General features: G+C 34.6%; 11 protein-coding genes. 3 read left to right on the plus strand and 8 right to left on the minus strand.

All coding sequences use genetic code 11. The features are described 5' to 3' along the window. Positions 1-18: 18 nt before the first annotated feature. Both ACXAFS_RS01670 and ACXAFS_RS01675 read right to left on the minus strand, forming a co-directional pair. Complete coding sequence (locus ACXAFS_RS01670; RefSeq protein WP_475304879.1) at positions 19-1,566, minus strand: LysM peptidoglycan-binding domain-containing protein; 1,548 nt, start codon at positions 1,564-1,566, stop codon at positions 19-21. A gap of 109 nt (positions 1,567-1,675) precedes the next feature. Further along, entirely contained in the window at positions 1,676-2,863 is a 1,188-nt protein-coding gene (locus tag ACXAFS_RS01675; protein WP_475304880.1) for a phosphoglycerate kinase, read from the minus strand. Between the two features lie 145 nt (positions 2,864-3,008). On the opposite strand from ACXAFS_RS01675, the gene ACXAFS_RS01680 reads away from it, so the two are divergent. After that, on the plus strand, positions 3,009-4,166 hold the full coding sequence (locus ACXAFS_RS01680) for a DNA polymerase III subunit (RefSeq protein WP_475304881.1): 1,158 nt from the start codon (positions 3,009-3,011) through the stop codon (positions 4,164-4,166). Positions 4,167-4,201: 35 nt separating this feature from the next. Here ACXAFS_RS01680 and ACXAFS_RS01685 read toward each other — a convergent pair whose 3' ends face one another. The 6 genes from ACXAFS_RS01685 to ACXAFS_RS01710 form a co-directional block, all read right to left on the minus strand. Beyond that, the gene (locus ACXAFS_RS01685; protein WP_138432532.1) at positions 4,202-4,717 is read right to left on the minus strand and encodes an OmpH/Skp family outer membrane protein; all 516 of its coding nucleotides are present in this window, start codon (positions 4,715-4,717) and stop codon (positions 4,202-4,204) included. A 212-nt stretch (positions 4,718-4,929) separates the two neighbouring features. Continuing rightward, positions 4,930-5,787 carry a class I SAM-dependent methyltransferase gene (locus tag ACXAFS_RS01690; protein WP_475304883.1) on the minus strand — a complete coding sequence of 286 codons (858 nt, stop codon included), beginning with the start codon at positions 5,785-5,787 and terminating at the stop codon, positions 4,930-4,932. A gap of 68 nt (positions 5,788-5,855) precedes the next feature. Continuing rightward, positions 5,856-6,323 carry a hypothetical protein gene (locus ACXAFS_RS01695; protein WP_475304884.1) on the minus strand — a complete coding sequence of 156 codons (468 nt, stop codon included), beginning with the start codon at positions 6,321-6,323 and terminating at the stop codon, positions 5,856-5,858. A gap of 1 nt (position 6,324) precedes the next feature. Continuing rightward, complete coding sequence (mnmG, locus tag ACXAFS_RS01700; protein ID WP_475304885.1) at positions 6,325-8,196, minus strand: tRNA uridine-5-carboxymethylaminomethyl(34) synthesis enzyme MnmG; 1,872 nt, start codon at positions 8,194-8,196, stop codon at positions 6,325-6,327. A gap of 197 nt (positions 8,197-8,393) precedes the next feature. Beyond that, positions 8,394-8,801 carry an rRNA maturation RNase YbeY gene (ybeY, locus tag ACXAFS_RS01705; RefSeq protein WP_475304887.1) on the minus strand — a complete coding sequence of 136 codons (408 nt, stop codon included), beginning with the start codon at positions 8,799-8,801 and terminating at the stop codon, positions 8,394-8,396. Then, entirely contained in the window at positions 8,794-12,432 is a 3,639-nt protein-coding gene (locus ACXAFS_RS01710) for a hypothetical protein (RefSeq protein ID WP_475304888.1), read from the minus strand. The genes ybeY and ACXAFS_RS01710 overlap by 8 nt, the downstream gene beginning before the upstream one ends. A gap of 273 nt (positions 12,433-12,705) precedes the next feature. Here ACXAFS_RS01710 and ACXAFS_RS01715 point away from each other — a divergent pair, with 273 nt between their 5' ends. Together ACXAFS_RS01715 and gltX are read left to right on the plus strand one after the other, a co-directional pair. After that, the gene (locus ACXAFS_RS01715) at positions 12,706-13,749 is read left to right on the plus strand and encodes an alkane 1-monooxygenase (protein ID WP_475305906.1); all 1,044 of its coding nucleotides are present in this window, start codon (positions 12,706-12,708) and stop codon (positions 13,747-13,749) included. A gap of 160 nt (positions 13,750-13,909) precedes the next feature. Beyond that, on the plus strand, positions 13,910-15,427 hold the full coding sequence (gltX, locus tag ACXAFS_RS01720) for a glutamate--tRNA ligase (RefSeq protein WP_475304889.1): 1,518 nt from the start codon (positions 13,910-13,912) through the stop codon (positions 15,425-15,427). The last annotated feature ends 34 nt before the right edge of the window (positions 15,428-15,461 follow it).

Genomic DNA, 15,461 nt, shown 5'->3' on the forward strand with positions numbered 1-15,461 from the left:
ATATTTTTTGTTGGTTTATTACTCCGACACAATAAGTGTCATTCCTATTTTGAGTTTATTACCACTAATATCGTTCCAATCTTTAAGATTTTGAACAGAAACTCCAGAAAATTTTTGCGATATACTCCAAAGTGAGTCTCCAGATTTTACCTTATAGGTTTTTCTGCCACTTGTGCTCACTGATGTTTTGGGCTTAGCAAGCTGAGTAGTTGCCACAGGTTTTCTTGGGTAGATAGTTAAACGTTGTCCTATTTTTAGATTGTTGCTTCGTAAACCATTCCACCGTTTTATTTGGCTAACCCTTACTCCGTAACGCCTAGCAATTTTCCCTAAGTAATCTCCGCTTTTTACACGATATCGCACCTTAGTATCTGCATTAAAAAGTTGCGGTAACGGTTTTTCACGTTTGTCCAATTCTGCTTTTGCAAAAGCATAAATTTTATCCTCGTTTGTAGTAAAAACACCTATGGCTTCTCTAGGTAACCGTAACGCATACGTTTTGCCTTCAATTTTAGGGATAATATCCAATTTGTAAGAAGGGTTTAAAAACTGAAGTTCTTCGATATTTACTCCTGTAGTTTCTGCAACCTGATCTAAAGTTATCATTTGCTTTACATGAATGGTGTCGGTTTGTATTAATTGAAAGGGAGGCCTTTCTGGCTTAAAACCGTGTTCTTCAGCATACTCAAAAATATACATGGTTGCCAAAAACGCAGGAACATAACCTGCTGTTTCTCGTGGTAGATTTGCCCTAATGTTCCAATAATTTTTATATCCACCAGATCGTCTAATGGCTTTATTTACATTGCCTGGACCCGAGTTATAAGCTGCTAGTGCTAGATCCCAATCACCAAAAATCTTGTACAATCGCGATAAATATTTTGCTGCTGCTGTTGTAGAACGTATTGGGTCGCTACGCTCATCTACATAACTACTTACATCTAAATCGTACTCTTTTCCTGTGCCAAACATAAACTGCCATAAACCAGTTGCACCTACTCTAGATCGTGCCCTTGGTTTTAATGCAGATTCTACAATCGATAGATACTTCATTTCGAGTGGAATGTTGTAATTATCAAATTCTGCCTCAAACATTGGAAAATAAAAATGACTTAATCCCATTAATCGTTCCAGAGACGTTCTTCTATGTTTTAAATAGCGTTTTATAACGCTTTCTAAAGACGGATTGTACTCTACATTAAATGGTGTTCGCGCATTAAGACGCTCTAATCTTGCCTTTAATGTGTCGGTTGATAACTCTGGGTAGTCAACAGGCTCATATGTAAGCTCTGTGACTGACTTATATATTGTATCATAAAGTGCATTACTGTATAATTCTTCAAGCCATTTTTGATCTAATTCTGCAGCTTCAGGATGATCCTTAAGGTCTTTAATATTGAGAGTATCTGGTTCAGCTGGAATAATTTTACCGCTATTAAGCGACTTTCCATCAATTATGGAATCTCCCGCTTTATGAGTTGGAATAATTGTATCGCTCTTTGTTTGCGAAAACCCAATAGTTAGCAAACAAAGAAGAAGTATAAAGATGTTGTATTTGTAATGCATATATTTAAAAAAAGACCTACTATACGTAACGTTGGTAGGTCTAAAAATAGTACTTTTTATAACTAATGCTCAATTTTAAAAAGTTGAGCATCTAATTTTAGTATTTCGATTACTCTAAAATTGCTGCAATACCTGGTAATGTTTTTCCTTCTAGGCTCTCTAACATTGCACCACCACCAGTGCTTACGTAACTCACTTTATCTTCAAAACCAAATTGTTTTACAGCCGCAACAGAATCACCACCTCCAACTAATGAAAATGCTCCGTTTTTAGTAGAACTTGCAATAGAATCTCCTAAAGCTATTGTTCCTTTTGAAAATGATTCTAACTCAAAAACACCAAGAGGTCCATTCCAAAGTATAGTTTTACTTTCATTGACAACCGTATCAAAAATTTTAAGTGACTCTGGTCCTGCGTCCAAACCTTGCCAGCCATCTGGTATTTGTCTTACATCGCAAATCTGCGTATTTGCATCATTACTAAAAGCATCTGCAGCAACAACATCTACAGGTAAATGAATTTTAACCCCTTTAGCTTCAGCTTGTTTTAAAATATCTAAAGCCAATTCCATTTTATCGTCTTCGCAAATAGAATCTCCTATTTTACCACCTAAAGCTTTAATGAAGGTAAAAGTCATTCCACCACCAACAATAAGGTGATCTACTTTATCTAAAATATTCTCGATAACTGTAATTTTTGAAGACACCTTTGCACCACCAAGTACTGCCAATACTGGTTTTTCGCCATCTTCTAATACTTTTTTAATACTCTCGATTTCTTTTGCTAATAAATGACCAAAGCACTTAGACTCTGGGAAAAACTGTGCTACTATTGTTGTAGACGCATGTGCTCTATGTGCTGTACCAAAAGCATCATTTACATAGATATCTCCTAGTTTAGATAGTTGTTCGGCAAAGCCCTTATCTCCTTTTGTTTCCTCTTCATGAAAGCGTAAATTTTCAAGCAATAGGATTTCACCAGGTTGCAACGTATTGGCTTTTTCTTCTGCTTCTGCACCAACACAATTTGATGCAAATTTCACTTCAACACCAAGTATATCTTCAACCTTAGATATGATGTGTTTTAAAGAGAATTCATCTTGTTCTCCTTTTGGTCTACCTAAATGAGACATTAAGACACAACTTCCTCCGTCTTCTAAAATTTTAATAATTGTTGGTTTTGCTGAAACAATTCTTGTTGCATCAGTTACTTCAAAATTATCGTTTAATGGCACGTTAAAATCTACTCTAATTAATGCCTTTTTATCTTTGAAATTGAAATCGTTTAGTGTCTTCATTTTATATAAAATTTGTGTTACAAATATACACGCATATTGCTCAAAAGCCAACTGTATAGTTTTAATAAAAGCAGAAAATAACCAAGTAGTAACATAGTATAAGTGTATCTATTTTAAAACCATAAAATATTACTAGTTTTGCCACATGCAGTTTTCAAAGATTTTAGGACAAACCCACATTAAAAATCACCTCACTAAAAGTGTAGATGAAGGTAGAATTGCACATGCCCAATTATTTGTTGGTCCTGAAGGCTCTGGAACTTTACCAATGGCAATAGCCTATGCGCAGTATATCTTATGTAATAATACCAATGGTGAAAATTTAGGTGGCAATGAATCTTGTAATCTAAAATTTAAAAATTTCTCTCATCCAGATCTACATTTTGCTTTTCCTGTAACAACAAGCGACAAGGTAAAAAGTAAGCCTGTTTCTAATTTTTATTTGGAAGAATGGAGGCAACTCCTTGAAGAACAACCTTATGGAAATCTTTTTGACTGGTATAAATTACTTGGTGTAGACAATAAGCAAGGTCAAATAGGTGTCGACGAAGCTTATGAAATCGTAAAGTCTTTATCCTTAAAGTCTTACGAAGGTGGCTATAAGGTAATGATTATCTGGATGGCAGAAAAAATTAATACTGCTGCCGCTAATAAGTTGCTAAAATTAATTGAAGAACCACCAGAGAAAACCATTTTTATACTCATTGCAGAAGACGAAGAACAGATTATAAATACAATTAGATCTCGCTGTCAAATTTTACATTTTCCGCCTCTAGCAGAGGACGTTATTTCTGATGCTTTAGTTGAAAATTACCACATAGAAAAATCAGTTGCCAGTAGAATTGCACACCAGGCAAATGGCAACTACAATAAGGCTTGCGACCTTATTTACCAAGATAGTGAAGATATTCAGTTTGAAAAATGGTTTGTTTTTTGGGTACGATCTGCGTTTAAGGCTAAGGGTAATAAAAAAGCCATTCACGATTTAATTTCTTGGTCTGAAGAAATTGCTAAAACTGGTCGTGAAACTCAGAAGAAATTTTTGGCGTTTTGCCTTAATTATTTTAGACAAGCATTGCTTCTTAATTATAGTGCAAATGACCTCGTATACCTAGAACCGCGTTCTGAAAATTTTCAACTAGAAAAGTTTGCTCCTTTTGTACACGATGCCAATATTATGGATATCTCAAACGAAATACAAGATGCCATATATCATATTGAACGTAACGGTAGCTCAAAGATAATTCTTACAGATTTATCCATAAAGCTTACACGTTTGCTTCATAAAAAAAGCCAAGCATAAGCTCGGCTAATTTTGCTTTATTTAGTAAGTATTAATTACTTTTTATAATCTTCATTTAATGCCTTAATTACAGCATCTGTAATATCAGTAGTCTCAGATCCATACATTACAGAATTTGTTAAGTCACTAGTACCTAAAATAAAAGTGTAACCATTTGTTTTGCCATAATTCTTAACAAAGGTTTTAAACTTTGACATTGCTGAATCAATTTCAGTTGTAAACTCTTTTTCTAATTCTTCTTTTTCAAACTGAATTTGTTGTCTTAATAACGCATCTCTTTGTTGAAACTCCTGAGCTAATTCTTGTTGTTTTTTAGGACTCATCCTTTGAGCTTTCACGGCTGCGTTTTGATAATCAAATTCAAATTGTTTTACCAAACTGTCACGTCTTTTTATATAAGCGTCATTTTTGGGCTTGTATTTATCTTCAATATCTTTTTTAGCTTGATATTCGTTAATGGCTTTTGTTCTGTCTATAAATCCAATTTTTTGTTGCTCCTGGCAAGACGAAAATGAAATTAAAATAATTAATAAGGCAATTGCTCTTTTCATATTGTAGTTTGAATTAAATTTTTGCAAATGTATAAAAGTTGACTTGTGTTTTGGAAATTTTTTACACCATAGCCAAAATCTATGGTTTCTTTTATTTTAAATAATCAGCATCAATTAAACATAGGCTAAAATAAGACGTTTTAAGCCGCTTTTGGTTTTTAGTAATGCGATTATGTGTTTAAAAACAGAATAAGCTTTTATTAGCTGTAATATTAAATATTCTTAGATTTTAAGACATAAATGTGGGAAGAATACTCCTTAGTGCGGTTTCCTTTGAGATTTGAGCGCCATCCTATCCAAAATGCTTTAATAGGATTCATAAAACCAGATTTGTATTTTTCTGAAAGTAGACTCACATAATAAGCGTCAAATTTCATAGGTAAGATTTTTACCAATTTTAATTGTTCCTCGTGAAACAATTTTTCAATCGATGTTTTTGAAAAATGCCAAAGGTGTCGCGGCACATCATAAGCAGCCCAAAAGTTTTTATAATGTTGCGCATCGTAACTTTTAAAGTTTGGCACTGCAATTATCAAAATTCCGTTTGGCTTTAATAAATGCTTAAAAAGCTTAACGTGCATTTTTAAATCTGGTAAATGTTCTAAAACGTGCCAAAGTGTAATAACGTCGAAACTGTTTTCTTTTAAAGTTTCTAAATGTTGAATATCGAAAACCGAATTGTTGGTTTTAGAATTTGCAATTGTTCTTGCTTGTCCGTTTGGCTCTACTCCAACAACATTCCAATTATTATTTTTTGCGATTTCTAAAAAATCGCCTGTACCACATCCAATATCTAAAAGTGTTTTTTCTTCAGATTGAAATGAATTAATGAGTTTCAATTTTCGTTTTAAAGAAATCGTTCTAACTAAATGATATACTTTTTCAAACAGGTTTCGCTTGGCATCTGTGTGCGAAATGTAGTCTTCACTTTTATAATATTCTGAAAGTTTTTCGCCTTGAGGTTGCGGAAATGTTTCCAACAGATCCAATACCTCATTATGCAATAATTGAAACTCTTCTCCTGAAACGGAATGGTCTTTTACGGTTAGATATGTTGGTTTGTTATTCATATTTAGATTCTGAAACAAGTTCAGAATGACAATAATATTTTGTTTTTATTAGGTTGTTCCACGTGGAACTATTCTAAGGTGTTGTATAATTCTACTTGTAATAATTCAGAAAGTTCAAGTCCTAATTTCAATGTTTTAACCTTATCCTCAGACTCGAATACGATTTCATTTTTGTGTTCATTAAACAGTTTTATAGTGTATAGATTGTAATGATCATCTCCTATAATTTGTGGAGAGAAACCAAAAGCGTTCTCTCTAGTAAATGCTTGTTTGAACAACGAAATGTATGTTGGTTGAATAAACTGTTTCTTAAGTCTAAGGATTGAAATTCCAAATAATCGTATTTGAATATAACCAGACTTGTCAGATTTAAACACAAAATCAAAACTATAAGAAAGTGCTAATACAGGAAATATTAAAAGAAAAAACTTCTCTGGTTCTACATATGTAAGAATGGCAAAAGCAAGCAGAAAAGGATACCCTAAAATCCATTTTACGTTGGGATGTACAGTTTGCTTTAATACTACTTCTTTCATACTATCTACCTAAGTATACCAACAAAACAGAAATATCATTAGGCGATACTCCACTAATTCTTGATGCTTGCGAAATGGTTACTGGTTGAATTTCTGTTAACTTTTGTCTTGCTTCCATACTCATAGATTTCAATTTTGAATAATCAAAGTTTGATGGAATTTTCACATTTTCAAGACGATTTAACTTATCTGCATTGTTCTTTTCCTTTTCAATATAACCAGCATATTTAACCTGAATTTCGGTTTGCTCTATAATCTCAGAATCTAAATTATTCTCAGAAATATAAGCATCAACAGAAGCCACTTTTTGCATATCTTCAATCGTGATATTTGGTCGTGCATACAACTTAAACATCTTGTCTTGCTGCTTCACTTTAGCAGAATCTTTTGACTCTAAAATCGGATTTATTTCATCTGGCGTTACACTGGTATCTTTAAAAAACTGAACAAAATTTGAAGCTTTTGATTGCTTCTCTTCCATTCGTTTTAATCGTTTTTGAGAAGCTAAACCAAGTTCGTAACCTTTAGGTGTTAATCTAAAATCTGCATTATCTTGCCTTAAAAGCGTTCTATATTCTGCACGAGATGTAAACATACGATAAGGCTCTTCTGTACCTTTTGTAATTAAATCATCTATTAAAACACCAATATATGCTTCATCTCTTTTTAGTGTAAACGGATCACGCTCCTGAACTTTTAAGCTCGCATTTATACCAGCCATTAATCCTTGTGATGCTGCTTCTTCATAACCTGTTGTTCCGTTAATCTGTCCAGCAAAATATAGACCCTCAACCAACTTTGTTTCCAAAGTGTGCTTTAATTGCGTAGGCGGAAAATAATCGTATTCTATAGCGTAACCAGGTCTAAAAAACTTCACATTTTCAAAACCAGCTACAGAACGTAAAGCATTAAACTGAACATCTTCTGGCAACGATGTTGAGAAGCCATTGACATAAACTTCAACCGTATTCCACCCTTCAGGCTCAACAAATAATTGATGTCTGTCCTTATCCGCAAAACGATTAATCTTATCTTCTATTGATGGACAATAACGAGGTCCAACACTTTTAATTCTACCATTAAACATTGGCGACCTATCAAAACCTTCTCGAAGTAAATCGTGAACCTCTGGACTGGTGTAAGTCATATGACAAGAACGTTGTTCAGTCAAAGGTTTTGTAACATCTAAATATGAAAACTTCTCTGGATTTTCATCACCAGGTTGTTCAATCATCTTAGAATAATCTAATGACCTGCCATCCACTCTTGGTGGTGTTCCTGTTTTCATTCTCCCAGAATCGAAACCAAGTTTAATAAGGTCTTCTGTGATTCCTGTAGCAGCTCTTTCTCCTGCTCTACCTCCACCAAAGTTTTTGTCACCGATATGAATTAAACCATTTAAGAAAGTACCATTTGTAAGTACAACAGTTTTAGCTTTTACTTCTATTCCTAGAGAGGTTTTTACACCAACTATTTTATGGTTTTCTATAATTAAACCAGACACCATTTCTTGATAAAAATCGAGATTCGGTGTTTGCTCTAACAACAATCTCCAGTCTTCAGCAAAACGCATTCTGTCTGATTGGACTCTAGGACTCCACATTGCAGGTCCTTTGGATTTGTTAAGCATCTTGAATTGAATTGCAGAGGTGTCGGATACAATTCCGCTATAACCACCAAGCGCATCAATTTCTCGCACAATTTGTCCTTTTGCAATTCCACCCATAGCAGGATTACAAGACATCTGTGCAATATTTTGAAGGTTCATTGTAATTAACAACGTCTTACTTCCCATATTGGCAGCAGCAGCAGCAGCTTCACTTCCTGCGTGACCTGCACCAACTACAATTACATCGTAAACTTCATTAAACATTGTTGAATATTTTTAATGTTCCACGTGGAACAATTCTTCCCGTGTAGACAGGAATCTTTTTGTTAGACTTTTTTTATTAATAATTTAGACACATTTAAGAATCTAAAATATTTGCAAATATACGCTCAAATCGATTGACATAAAACCGCAATGTATTTGCTTAACGATTATGAGATTCCTGCTTGTGCGGGAATTAATTAACGCACACCTAAATAGTAGTCTTCCTTAGAACGCATCAGCTTAGCATCTTCTTCACTCTTGTCTTTATATCCACAGTAATGTAGAACACCGTGAATCATTACACGTGCCAATTCATCTTCAAAAGACACATCAAAATCTTTGGCATTATCTTCTACACGTTCTACTGAAATGTAAATATCTCCGTGTAGTTCTTTTCCTACTGAATAATCAAAACTGATGATGTCTGTTAACGTATCGTGATTTAAAAAATCGACATTGATTTTATGTAAATAATCATCGGAACAGAAGATGTAATTCAATTCTCCTTCTTTACAATTTTCTGAATTGATGGCTTTAGAAATCCACTCGGAAATCTTGGTTTCATTCTCTAATTTAAAATCGGTTTCGTAATTAAAACTAATCATTGTTTTTGAAATATTCTTGAATCTTTTTCTTAAAATGACTCTGCAAAGGTAGTGCTTGTCTATTTAATATTTCAGTAGTATTAAAGTATTGTTTTGCCGTTGGAATTTGACTAGGATTGTTAGTGTCAAAATCCTTCTTATTTGTTTCAGATTCACGCTTCGTATCCTGACCTTGTATAAAGGTGGCATTTTCTAATTTTAATAATTGATGCTGTACATCCATCATCTTTTGAAGCGTTTGATTTGTGAAACCGTAGTTCAATAAATCCAACTCTATATCTTCCATTTGCTTTATCAATTCGCCAGCAGATTCAATCTTTCCTTCCTTAGATAAACGGTCTTCTAGTGCCTGTCTTAATTGTTGTTGCTGCTGGTAAATTTTGAATAATTCTTCATTCTGTTCTTCTCTTCCACCTTCACCATAACCATCATTTTGTTCTTCTCCGTTACCATCTCCATTAGAACCATTTCCGTTCTTACCATTTTTCCCTCCTTTTCCATTTTCACCTTTGCCGTCTTTTCCATTTTGGCCCTCACCACCTTCTTGATTACCTTCTCCATTCTGTTGGCCATTCTTTCCGTTCTGTCCACCTTTACCTTGTTGTTCTCCAGACTGTCCATTCTCACCACTTTGTCCACTTTGACCTTGATTACCACTCTGTCCTTGCTCACCTTGTTGGCCTTGTTCTCCAGGTTGTTTTCCCTCTCCTTCTTTGCCTTCGCTACCTTCTTGCCCTGGCTTTTCGCCTTCGCCTTGTTGCCCTTCTTCTCCTTGCTTTCCTTGCTCGTTCTTTTTTACTCCTTCTTCCATTTGCTTATTAAGCTCTTCTTGGCTCATAATAATGTCTGGAAGTTGCTGACCTCCTCCACCTCCAGAACCCGAAGCGGAATTCATTTGCATCTCCATATTATCTAAAACATCACTGAGAAAACTCGCCAATTCATTACTCGCTGTAATGACATATTGCTGAGAAGACACACCTTGATATAAACGATTTTCAGTTAATTGATCAAGCGCTTTATCTATATTGAAATACACTTCTGTGATTTGCTCGTTTACCTTCTCAGAAATCTTAGGTTGACGTAAAGACAAGGCAAATAAACTATCATCAATGTGCTCAAAGTGCTCTCTTAAATTACTTTGGTTAATGATGTATTTACCGTATTTATTATTGTTGATGTCAATACTCTCAAAAGTATTCATCAACGCTTCTTGGTCGAAAGAAAACAATAGAAGATTCTCAAGAATTTGACGTAAAGCATCAGCATCTTCAGAGGCTTGGTCGCCTCCACCTCCGCCTCCACCAGACATCATTTGCATCATCTGCTCGCTCATCTGCTTCATCTTTTTAGCAGCTTTTTTCTGCTTTTCCTGAGCGTTTTGTTGCTGTTCTTGAGCTTCACTAGGTTTACCCTCACTTTCTTTTTCTTCCTTCTTCTCAAGCGCTTCTTTAGCTTCCTTTTGGTCAAACCTTACACCATCCTCTAAAAACTCATCTACAGGAACGTTCATCGGTTTTTGTAAACGTCTGTCTTCTTGTTTTAAATCTTCGATATCTTTTTGAAGCTTTTCGAATTCTTTGTTTAATTCGTCTTGCTTTTCTTTGGTGTTCTCATTGTCTTTGTTAGAAAGTTCTTCCTGCTTCTTCGCTAAATCGTCTAACTGATTGGCTATTTTTTCAGCCTTTTTCATCACATAAAAACGCTTGGTCAACTCTAAGAGTTGCTTCATACTGCGCTTTTTGTTTTTGTTTTGTTTGGCTAATTCTTCAAGCTTTTGGGTAAACTCTTCTTTATTGATTTTATCCTTCAACTTTTCTAATTCTTCAAGCAACTTTTCATCTTGCTTTAACTTTTCTTCATTCTCTTTTAGACGTTCTTTTAAGTCTTCTTTAAATTGGTCTTCTTTCTTTTCTTCTTGAAATTCTTCTAAATTATCCTGCAGCTTTTTGTTGAAATTTTTCATCATCTGCTCTTGCTGCTTTTGACGTTTCAGGAAGTCTTCAAACTTCTTTTTATCGTTGAAATTAAGCTCTTGCTTTTCCTTTTGGGTTTTAGAAAATTCTTCAAGCTTTTTGTCTTGCTCTTCTAATTTTTCAAACGTTTTGCCAATATCCTTTATCGTTTCATTCTGCTCTTGTAACTGCTTCTGCTCTTCTTCGTCCTTAGTTAATTTTCGATAACTAAACACACTACTTTTTGTGCGCTTATAATTGTGAATAGCGTCGTTATCATAAACCTCAAAATACAATTGGTAGCTGACGCCTTCTTCCAAATTAAATTGGTTTGGAAACGCACTCACAAACTCACTGAAATTAGATTTTGAAATGCTAATCGGCTCGATTACTTTCTGAGTTTCATCTTCTGTTGGGTAGTACACCAAATTCAATTTTGACAAGCCAAAATCGTCACTCGCCTGACCATAGAAATACATACTCTGATGGTCTAAGGAATCGATTTGCATTTTGATATTGAGCTCTGGGTGCAAATCCTTAACCACAGAAATATTATAAGCCAGATTTTCGTAATCCTTTAAATTCTCGTTACTGGTTGAAATGCTATAATTATAGTTTCTGAATAATCGCTTGGTCGCTTCAAAATTGTTATTGTCTTTTTTTGAAAACGCTAAGGTATCTTCAGCATAAATATGAACAGCATTTGTGGCTTTGGTCATTGCTTTCCAAGTGACTTTTGTCCCTTCTGGAACAACCGCAGAACCAGTACTTTTTAATACCTCATCTTGTTTTAGTGTGTAAGATGGATAGTCTAACAGCATTTCAAAATTGACCAAGTTGGGTGTGTTTACCACTTGTAATTCGTACGATTTTGAATTGACGTCGTTAGCTGATAAACTGAATTCTATATTGTTTTTTGGTAGATTAAATGTGTATTGAAATTCGCCTGGAGCAACTTGTTGCAAATAATACGATTGACCATTAAATTGAATCTGAGCATTCTCTGGAATAACATCACCTGCTGTTTTCACTTTTAACTTAAAGTCTTTACCTTCAATAGCTTGTAAGTTTTCATTCAATACAAAAAACTGAAAAGGTGCTGGTGGTTCGTATGCGGTTTTGTAATTTACAACACGCTCGTAACTATCACTAAACCAATCGATTTTTCCTGTGATGTAAGACAACAAAATGATGACTACGGGAATAGCTGCGTATTTTAAATACTTGGTGTTGGTCTTAAAATTGATTGCCGATTTAAACGGAATGGGTTGCAACTCTTGAGACTTCTGCTCTATGCTTGCCAATAATAAATCAGATTGTTGTGGACTTTGGTTCAGCTGAAGTACATTCAAAAGTTTATCATTGACTTCAGGGAAATGATTACCAATTAATTTTGAAGCAGTTTCGTAATCAATACCTTGCCTAAGATTGAATAAATGTGCTAACGGAATGACAATAAACTTAACAAATAACGCGATCTCAACGGCCACAAACACCCAAAATAAAATGGTTCTTGCTGTTGGGTTGAGCCAAAACACATATTCTACAAATAGCGTTATAATGAGATATAACAAGCCAATGGCGAAAAATAAAATTGCGCCTTTTAGCAATTCATTAGTGTAATATTTTTTAATGAATTGCTGTAGTTTGTTTTTTATAGTTTCGAAATTGCTCATTCTTGGCTGTTATTACTTTCTGTCGGTTCGAGCGCAGTCGAGAATCTCATTATTTCACAATAAAAACATCTCGACTGCGCTCGATGTGACAGAGATGTAACATTCTAACTTACTAAACTACAATTTTATTTTAATTGATGATTTCCTAAATTTGGTAAGATTGTGTTAATTTAGAGGGCTACTGTGTTAAATTACAGTGGTTCTAATATAGAAATAGATTCCTGCCGTAGTTTATCTTGAGCGTAGTCGAAAGGCAGAATGACAAATAAGATTATGAAAGACCTTAAATATTTAGCAGCATTTTCAATCCCAATAATGGCTGTTTTAGGGCTTAGTTTTCAGAGCTATTGGGTTTGGGCTACACCTGTTTTTGCCTTTGTTTGTATTCCTGTTTTAGAACTTATTTTTCCAGTAGATACTACTAATCTTCAATCTGAAGATGTCGATAATCGATTAAAACGTAAGATTTTTGATTGGCTGCTTTACCTCAACTTACCCATTGTTTATGGTATTGTAATCTATGCTCTGATTTTAGTTGCTCATCAACCTTTGGAAACTTATGAGTTTGTCGGACTCATTTTTTCCGTTGGTATTGTTTTAGGCGTTAACGGCATTAATGTTGGTCACGAGCTTGGTCACAGACAACAAACCAACGAACGCTTTTTGGGTAAAGCTTTGCTTCTACCCTCTTTTTATATGCATTTTTATATTGAACATAATTTTGGGCATCATCTTCACGCGGCCACACCAGAAGATCCTGCAACTGCAAAATACAATCAAAGTGTGTATTCGTTTTGGTTAACCTCAACTATTAGACAGTATTTTAATGCGTGGAACATTCAAAAAAAACTATTGAAGAACAATAAACAAACGTTCTTTTCTTTCAAGAATGATATGCTTTGGTACACTGTTTTTCAACTGTTGTATTTGGCTTCAGTTACACTGCTTTTAGGGACTACAGCTTTACTATTTGCCTTTTGCGCAGGTGTGGTTGGGTTTATTTTACTTGAAACCGTCAACTATATTGAACATTATGGTTTACTGCGTTTAAAAACCAAATCTGGTCGTTACGAGCGTGTAAAAGAAATACATTCGTGGAACTCTAATCACGTTATCGGTCGTATTGTGTTATATGAATTAACACGACATAGCGATCATCATTTTAAGTCTTCAAAAAAATATCAAATCTTAGATTGCCACGATGATAGTCCGCAAATGCCTTTTGGCTATCCAACCTCAATGGTATTGGCAATGGTACCACCACTTTGGTTTAAGATTATGAATAAGCGTGTGCCGAAAAGTATGATATTAAATTAGTTTTCAGTCTCAGTCTTCAGTTCCCAAAACTTTGAACTTTAAACTTTGAACTTTGAACTTCAAAAATTTATCTTTGCCACTGTTCTGGTTAGCACTTGCTTTTGAAGACACTTCGACTGCGCTCAGTGTGACAATCAGACTTAATTTTTGAAATTATATTATGTCAAAAAAAGTACGTGTGCGCTTTGCACCTAGTCCAACAGGACCTTTACATATTGGCGGTGTAAGAACTGCTTTATTCAATTATTTATTTGCCAAAAAGCACAATGGCGATTTTGTGTTGCGTATAGAAGATACCGATCAAAATCGTTATGTTGAAGGTGCAGAAGATTACATTGTAAAATCTTTAAACTGGTGTGGTATTCCGTTTGATGAAGGTCCAGGTAAAAACGAAAAATTTGGTCCTTACAGACAAAGTGAGCGTAAGCATTTGTACAAGCAATATGCTGATCAATTGATTGCTGAAGGTAAAGCCTATTATGCTTTTGATACTTCGGAAGAACTAAATGCACACAGAAAACAACACGAAGCAGAAGGCAAAACCTTTATCTACAACTGGCACAATCGCGAAAAAGGCCGTTTGGTAAATTCTTTAGTGCTTTCTGAAGAAGAAACTCAAGCAAAACTAGAGGCTGGTGACGATTATGTAGTGCGTTTTAAATCGCCACAAGATGAAACTTTGCAACTAAAAGATATTATTAGAGGCGATATTTCTATAGATACCAACATACTTGATGACAAGATTTTGTTTAAAAGTGATGGAATGCCAACCTATCATCTTGCTAATATTGTAGACGACCATTTAATGGAAATTACACACGTTATTCGTGGCGAAGAATGGTTACCATCATTGGCTTTACACAAATTATTATATGATGCTTTTGGTTGGGAAGCACCAGAATTCGCACATTTACCCTTAATCCTAAAACCAACAGGAAAAGGAAAATTAAGCAAGCGTGATGGTGATAAATTAGGTTTCCCTGTGTTTCCATTAGCTTGGACAGACCCAAAAACCAACGAAGTTTCCAGAGGTTATAAAGAGGATGGCTATTTTGCTGAAGCTGTAGTGAATTTCTTAGCCTTTTTAGGTTGGAATCCTGGTACTGAGCAAGAGATTTTCAATTTAGAGCAATTGGTAAATGATTTTGATTTAGCAAGAGTTAACAAAGCTGGTGCACGTTTTGATCCTGATAAAACCAAATGGTTTAACCATCATTATATGCAACAGCAGTTAGATTTGGAATTAGCAACAGAATTTCAATCAAAAAACATTTTGTTGAAAGATATTGATGTGAATTACATTGCTTTAGTTGTTGGCTTAATTAAAGAACGTGCAACGTTTGTAAGCGATTTTTGGGAACTAAGTCACTTCTTCTTTGTGTCACCTACTGATTATGACGAAAAAGCATCTAAAAAAGCCTTAAAAGAGGGAACTGATGAGATTTTAAATAAAGTAATCGAATTAGTCAATTCAACCGAAGATTATACGGTTGAAAATCTTCAAACCAATATAAAAGGTTGGATTACTAGCAACGAAATTGGCTTCGGAAAAGTGATGATGCCATTACGTTTAGCGCTTGTAGGTGCTTTACAAGGACCAGATGTGTTTAATATTATGTATATGGTTGGTAAAGCCGAAACTGTTAAGCGTGTAGAGGCTTTGGTGAAGACGATTTAAATTAAGATCCTGAAACAAGTTCAGGATGACAATT

The organism is Winogradskyella sp. ABM4_392 (genome assembly GCF_056160445.1).

What these genes read in the sequence shown, in the direction of transcription:
- ACXAFS_RS01670 (WP_475304879.1), bottom strand. Translation starts at nt 1,566, where the DNA reads ATGCATTACAAATACAACATCTTTATACTTCTTCTTTGTTTGCTAACT.
- ACXAFS_RS01675 (WP_475304880.1), bottom strand. Translation starts at nt 2,863, where the DNA reads ATGAAGACACTAAACGATTTCAATTTCAAAGATAAAAAGGCATTAATT.
- ACXAFS_RS01680 (WP_475304881.1), top strand. Translation starts at nt 3,009, where the DNA reads ATGCAGTTTTCAAAGATTTTAGGACAAACCCACATTAAAAATCACCTC.
- ACXAFS_RS01685 (WP_138432532.1), bottom strand. Translation starts at nt 4,717, where the DNA reads ATGAAAAGAGCAATTGCCTTATTAATTATTTTAATTTCATTTTCGTCT.
- ACXAFS_RS01690 (WP_475304883.1), bottom strand. Translation starts at nt 5,787, where the DNA reads ATGAATAACAAACCAACATATCTAACCGTAAAAGACCATTCCGTTTCA.
- ACXAFS_RS01695 (WP_475304884.1), bottom strand. Translation starts at nt 6,323, where the DNA reads ATGAAAGAAGTAGTATTAAAGCAAACTGTACATCCCAACGTAAAATGG.
- mnmG (WP_475304885.1), bottom strand. Translation starts at nt 8,196, where the DNA reads ATGTTTAATGAAGTTTACGATGTAATTGTAGTTGGTGCAGGTCACGCA.
- ybeY (WP_475304887.1), bottom strand. Translation starts at nt 8,801, where the DNA reads ATGATTAGTTTTAATTACGAAACCGATTTTAAATTAGAGAATGAAACC.
- ACXAFS_RS01710 (WP_475304888.1), bottom strand. Translation starts at nt 12,432, where the DNA reads ATGAGCAATTTCGAAACTATAAAAAACAAACTACAGCAATTCATTAAA.
- ACXAFS_RS01715 (WP_475305906.1), top strand. Translation starts at nt 12,706, where the DNA reads ATGAAAGACCTTAAATATTTAGCAGCATTTTCAATCCCAATAATGGCT.
- gltX (WP_475304889.1), top strand. Translation starts at nt 13,910, where the DNA reads ATGTCAAAAAAAGTACGTGTGCGCTTTGCACCTAGTCCAACAGGACCT.